Annotated in this window: 6 protein-coding genes and 1 pseudogene; 3 read left to right on the top strand and 4 right to left on the bottom strand. The window is 72.0% G+C overall.

Annotated elements, in window-relative coordinates:
• From ACFQ4O_RS14540 to ACFQ4O_RS14530, 3 genes are all read left to right on the top strand, one after another.
• On the top strand, positions 1-963 hold a 963-nt coding region (locus ACFQ4O_RS14540), incomplete at its 5' end, for a leucyl aminopeptidase family protein (protein WP_378776569.1).
• A 102-nt stretch (positions 964-1,065) separates the two neighbouring features.
• On the top strand, positions 1,066-1,653 hold the full coding sequence (locus tag ACFQ4O_RS14535) for a YqaA family protein (RefSeq protein WP_378776567.1): 588 nt from the start codon (positions 1,066-1,068) through the stop codon (positions 1,651-1,653).
• Between the two features lie 40 nt (positions 1,654-1,693).
• Positions 1,694-2,533, top strand: coding sequence for a C40 family peptidase (locus ACFQ4O_RS14530; RefSeq protein WP_378776565.1), 840 nt, complete (start codon positions 1,694-1,696; stop codon positions 2,531-2,533).
• Positions 2,534-2,709: 176 nt separating this feature from the next.
• Here the strand turns inward: ACFQ4O_RS14530 and ACFQ4O_RS14525 are convergent, their stop codons facing one another.
• The 4 genes and pseudogenes from ACFQ4O_RS14525 to ACFQ4O_RS14510 form a co-directional block, all read right to left on the bottom strand.
• Positions 2,710-3,582 carry a ParB/RepB/Spo0J family partition protein gene (locus ACFQ4O_RS14525; protein WP_378776563.1) on the bottom strand — a complete coding sequence of 291 codons (873 nt, stop codon included), beginning with the start codon at positions 3,580-3,582 and terminating at the stop codon, positions 2,710-2,712.
• A gap of 31 nt (positions 3,583-3,613) precedes the next feature.
• Positions 3,614-4,441, bottom strand: coding sequence for a ParA family protein (locus ACFQ4O_RS14520; RefSeq protein ID WP_378776561.1), 828 nt, complete (start codon positions 4,439-4,441; stop codon positions 3,614-3,616).
• Positions 4,442-4,479: 38 nt separating this feature from the next.
• Entirely contained in the window at positions 4,480-5,139 is a 660-nt protein-coding gene (rsmG, locus tag ACFQ4O_RS14515) for a 16S rRNA (guanine(527)-N(7))-methyltransferase RsmG (protein ID WP_378776559.1), read from the bottom strand.
• 16 nt (positions 5,140-5,155) lie between these two features.
• Positions 5,156-5,614: pseudogene (locus ACFQ4O_RS14510) on the bottom strand (tRNA uridine-5-carboxymethylaminomethyl(34) synthesis enzyme MnmG); the annotation flags it as partial.

The raw sequence follows: 5,614 nt of genomic DNA, 5'->3' as shown, positions 1-5,614 counted from the left end.
GTGGCGGCGGTGACGCTCGGCCGCGACCTCGTCAACACGCCGGCGAACGACCTCGGCCCGGCCGAGCTCGAAGCCGCGATCCGGGCGCTCGGCCAGCGCCACGGCGCCGTGGTGAGCGCCGTGGTCGGCGACGACCTGCTGGCGCAGAACTTCCCGCTGGTCCACGCGGTCGGCCGCGCCGCCGCCCCGCATCACGCGCCGCGGGTGGTCGATCTCGTCTGGGGGGCGGAGGACGCGCCGAAGGTGACGCTGGTGGGCAAGGGCGTGACCTTCGACACCGGCGGGCTCAACATCAAGCCGGACGCCTCCATGCTGCTGATGAAGAAGGACATGGGCGGCGCCGCCGCCATGATCGCGCTGGCCGACATGGTGATGGGCGCGAAGCTGCCCGTGCGGCTGCGGCTCATCGTCGGCGCGGTGGAGAACGCCATCTCTGGCGACGCCTTCCGGCCCGGCGACGTGATCCCGAGCCGCAAGGGCCTGAACGTGGAGATCGGCAACACCGACGCGGAAGGCCGGCTGGTGCTGGCGGACTGCCTGACGCTCGCCGACGAGGAGGCGCCCGAGCTGATCGTGGACGCCGCCACCCTCACCGGCGCCGCGCGGGTGGCGCTGGGGCCGGACCTGCCGCCGCTCTACACCGACGACGACGCGCTCGCGGCCGATCTGCTTCGCCATGCGGCGGCCGAGCACGACCCGCTGTGGCGGATGCCGCTCTGGAACCCCTATGACGAGCTGCTCGCGTCCAAGATCGCGGATGTGAACCACATTTCCGGCGGGCCGTTTGCGGGTTCCGTCACCGCCGCGCTGTTCCTGCGCCGCTTCGTCGTCCGGGCGCGGTCCTGGGCGCATCTCGACGTGTTCGCCTGGGCGCCCTCGCCCAAGCCCGGCCGCCCCGAGGGCGGCGAGGTGCAGGGCGCGCGCGCCCTCGCCGCGCTGCTCGCCGAGCGCTACCCGGCGTGATCGCGGCCGCCGGTCACGAAACGGTCAACGCGCGCGCCCGGGCGGGACGCGCGGGCCTCGTCTTGGCATAACGTCTTCCACCTCCGAACCTCGACGGGCCGCATGCTGCAACGCGTCTACGACTGGTCTCTGCGCATGGCGCGCCACCGGCACGCCGAGCGCGCTCTGGCGGCGCTGTGCTTCGCGGAAAGCTCGTTCATTCCGGCCCTGCCGGAGGTGATGCTGCTGCCGATGATCCTGGCCGAACGGGCCAAGGCCTGGCGCTACGCCACGATCTGCACGGTCTCGTCGGTGATCGGCGGCATAGCCGGCTACATGATCGGCTATTTCCTGTTCGAGGCGGTGGGGCAGCCGCTGCTCGCGCTCTACGGCATGGCGGACCAGTTCGGGGACATCGCCGGCAAATACAACGATTACGGCTGGCTGATGGTGCTGATCGGGGGCGGCATCACGCCGATCCCCTACAAGGTCATCACCATCGCGAGCGGCCTGACGCAGCTCGACTTCGTCACCTTCGTGCTGGCGAGCGTGGTGGCGCGGGGCGTGCGCTTCTTCCTGCCCTGCGCCCTGCTCTATTATTATGGCCCGCAGGCGAAGCGCCTGATGGACACCCGGCTCACTCTGGTGTTCTGGGTCTCGCTGGCGCTGGTGATCCTGGGCTTCGTCGCCGCGCCCTATCTGTTCCGCTGACGGCGCGCCGCGCCGGGGCGAAGCCCGTCCGGAGCGCCCGATGGCCGACCGCCGCCTCACTCCCGCCCGTCCCGACGTCGCCGCCGCCCATCTCAGGGGCCAGGTGGAGGCGCTGCGCTTCGAGCCGGGCGAGCGCCGCCGCGTCGCCGTCGGCCACGCGCCGCTGCGCCGCGCGCCGCAGCCGGACGCCATGCTGGAGACCGAGGCGCTGTTCGGCGAAGACGTGACGGTCTACGACGAGCTGGACGGCTGGGCCTGGGTTCAGCTCGCGCTCGACGGCTATGTGGGCTACATGCCCTCCGCCGCGCTGACCGCCGAGACCGCCTCCGCCCCCACCCACCGGGTGGCGGCGCTGCGCACGCTGCTGTTCCCCTCGCCCTCGTTCAAGGTCCCGCCGATGGACGCGCTCTCCACCGGCGCGCGGCTGACCGTCGTCCATGAGGAAGGCCGGTTCGCGACGCTCGACAGCGGCGCCTTCGCCATCGCCCGCCACCTCGCGCCGCTGGACGCCTTCGAGGACGATCCCGCCGCCGTCGCCGAGCGCTTCGTGGGCGCGCCCTACATCTGGGGCGGCCGCACCAGTCTCGGGCTCGACTGCTCCGGGCTGGTCCAGACCGCGCTCGCCGCCTGCGGGGTGGCCGCGCCCCGGGACGCCGACATGCAGGAGCGCGACCTCGGCCGCCCGATCGATCTGGCGGAGGCGCGCCGGGGCGACCTGCTGTTCTGGAAGGGCCACGTGGCCATGCTGATCGACGAGGGCACGCTGGTGCACGCGAACGCGTTCCACATGGCGACCGTGCGGGAGCCGCTCCACGAGGCGATCCCCCGGATCGCGCCCACCGACGGCCCCGTCACCTCGGTGCGCCGCCCCGTCGGCTAGCGCGCCCCGCGAAAACGGCGGTCCACGCCGAAAAATCGACCCTCACAAATGGCCGCTGGCGGCGTTCGCGAGTGCGGCGCTTGTGATGGCCTGCGCGAAACAGCGTGGCCGCCTGCGGGCCCTCCAGAGTCGTCTGGGAGGGCAGGGCGGTTTTCAGCCCTGAAGGGCCGAAGACCTCAGCCCTTCAGGCGGCGGCAGACCATGTCGAGCTGCTCAAGGCTGCGGTAGCGGATCGTCAGCTCGCCGCCCTCGCCCTTCGGCGCCAGCGCGACCGTGAGGCCGAGCGCTTCGGACAACGCCTGCTCCAGCGCCACGGTGTCGGCGTCCTTCTCCGGCCGCGGCTTGCGCAGGCCGTCCAGGGATTTGATCTCCGGCGCGCGGGCCAGGGCCTCCACCTCGCGCACCGACAGGCCCTTCGCCACCGTCTTGCGGGCGGCGGCGGAGGGATCGGGCAGCGCCAGCAGCGCGCGGGCGTGGCCGGCGGAGAGCGCGCCCTCGGTGACGAGCTCCTTCACGTCGTCGGGCAGCTTGGTCAGCCGCAGGGTGTTGGCGATGTGGCTGCGGCTCTTGCCGATGACCCGCGCCAGATCCTCCTGCCGGTAGGCGAACTGCGCCATCAGCTGCTCGTAGCCCACGGCCTCCTCGATGGCGTTGAGGTCGGCGCGCTGCACGTTCTCGATGATGGCGATCTCAAGCGCCTCGCGCTCGGTGACGTCGAGCACGAGGATCGGCGCGTCGTGCACGCCCGCCTTCTGGGCCGCGCGCCAGCGCCGCTCGCCGGCGATGATCTCGAACCGATCCGTCTCGCCCGCGAGCCGGCGCACGATGATCGGCTGGATGACGCCCTTCTCGCGGATCGAGGCCGCGAGGTCCTCAAGGTCCGTCTCCGCGAAACGGCGGCGCGGATTGGCGGCGGAGGGCTTCAGATGGGCGATCGGCGCGCGGCGCTGGCCGCGGGAGCGCTCCACCACCGCGGTCTCGTCGCCCACGTCGCCGATCAGGGCCGCAAGGCCGCGCCCGAGACGCGACCGCTGGGGCTCGTCCGCCATGTTCAGCTCTCCAAACGCAAAACGCGGCGCGTCAGGCCGCCCGCAGCGCGCGCTCGCGCTGGATGACTTCGGAGGCGAGCCTGAGATAGGCCTGCGATCCGGAGCATTTCAGATCGTACAGCAGCGCCGGCTTGCCGTAGGACGGCGCCTCCGACACCCGCACGTTGCGCGGGATCATGGTGTCGTACACCTTCGGTCCCATGAACTGGCGCACGTCCGCCACCACCTGGTTGGACAGGTTGTTGCGCGGGTCGAACATGGTCAGCACCACGCCGTGGATGGTGAGGTCCGGGTTCAGCGCGCCGCGCACCTGCTCCACCGTCTTCAGAAGCTGGCTCAGACCCTCCAGCGCGAAGAACTCGCACTGCAGCGGCACCACGATGGAGTCCGCTGCCGCCATGGCGTTGATGGTGAGCAGGTTGAGCGACGGCGGGCAATCGACCAGCACATAGGTGTAGGCCCGGCCGCCCACCTTGGCGTCGTGCAGCGCGGCGATGGCGTCGCGCAGCCGCAGCGCGCGGTCTTTCTCCGACGCGATCTCCAATTCCACGCCCAGCAGGTCCATGGTGGAGGGCGCGAGGTGCAGCCGGGGCACGGCGGTCTCGTGGATGGTCTCCGCCAGCGTCGCTTCGCCCACCAGCACGTCATAGGTGGAGATGCGGCGCGCGCGGCGATCGACGCCGAGCCCGGTGGAGGCGTTGCCCTGCGGGTCGAGGTCGATGATCAGCACGGTCTCGCCGATGGCGGCGAGCGCGGTGCCGAGGTTGATGGCGGTCGTGGTCTTGCCGACGCCGCCCTTCTGGTTGGCGAGGGTGAGGACGCGGGGGGCGGCGCCTTCGGGAAATGCGGAGGACAGCATGGGCGGAAGCTCCAGCGCGCGGGCGGGCGCGAAACCGATCAGCCGCTGCGCAGCTCGGACAGGCCCTCCACACGAATGACGCTGGCGGCGGGGTCGGTCCGGCTCGAATGAAACGATGCGTTAATGTTCCAGGATTCCTGCGCCTGGGTCAATTCATCGGCGGCCTTCTCGCCCTTCGGAAACAGGCCGACGGCGCCTGTTTTCAACAGCGGCGCCGCCAGACGCAGCAGATCGGACAGCGAAGCCAGCGCGCGGGCGCTCACCACGTCCGCGCGGGGGAGGGCGCCGCCGAGCGCCGCCTCCGCCCGCACGGCGTGCACCGTCACGGCCACGCCCATGGCGCGGGCGGCTTCGCGCAGGAACGCGGCCTTCTTCAGGTTGCTCTCGACCAGATGCACGTCCGTGCGCCCCGCGAGCCGGGCGGCCACCACCAGTCCTGGAAAGCCGCCGCCGGAGCCGAGATCGACCCAGACGCGCGCGTCCTTCGGCGCCAGCTCCACCAGCTGGGCGCTGTCGGCCACATGCCGGGTCCAGACCTGCGCCAGCGTGGTGGGCGCGACCAGATTGGTCTTGGCCTGCCAACGATCCAGCGCGGCCACCAGCGCGTCCAGCCGCGTCCATGTTTCACGTGAAACATCCATCAGCCGCGCCGCCGCCGCGCGGTCGGCTGCGCGCTGGGCCGGATCGAACCCCGCCATGCTCATGCTCTCCGGTTCACGCCGCCTGACCGGCGGTCTTGCGCGCTCGGGCCGCCACCAGCGTCAGCGCCGCCGGCGTCATGCCCTCGATGCGCCCGGCCTGCCCGAGCGTCCTCGGCCGGGCGGCCTCCAGCTTGGCCTTCAGCTCCGCCGACAGGCCGGGGAGGGCGGCGTAGTCCATGTCCGCCGGGATGCCGGCGGTCTCCTCCGCCCGGTAGCGCTGGATGTCCGCGTCCTGCCGGCCGAGATAGACCGCGTAGGACGCCTCGATTTCGAGCTGCGCCAAGGTCGCGGCGCCGAAGCGGGAAAGTTCCGGCCAGATGCCGGCGAGCCGGGTGACGTCCACGTCCGGCAGCGACAGCAGCTCGAAGGCGCTGCGGCGGCGGCCGTCGCGGTTGACGGCGACGCCGTGGGCGGCGGCCTCGTTGGGCGTGAGCGCGACCGAGCGGGCGAACGCCTCCGCCGCCGCCAGCGC

The sequence above is a fragment of the Methylopila musalis genome (assembly GCF_042679725.1).
In the GTDB taxonomy this organism is placed as follows: Bacteria; Pseudomonadota; Alphaproteobacteria; order Rhizobiales; family Methylopilaceae; genus Methylopila; species Methylopila musalis.
This window is presented reverse-complemented; position numbering and strand designations above follow the sequence as displayed.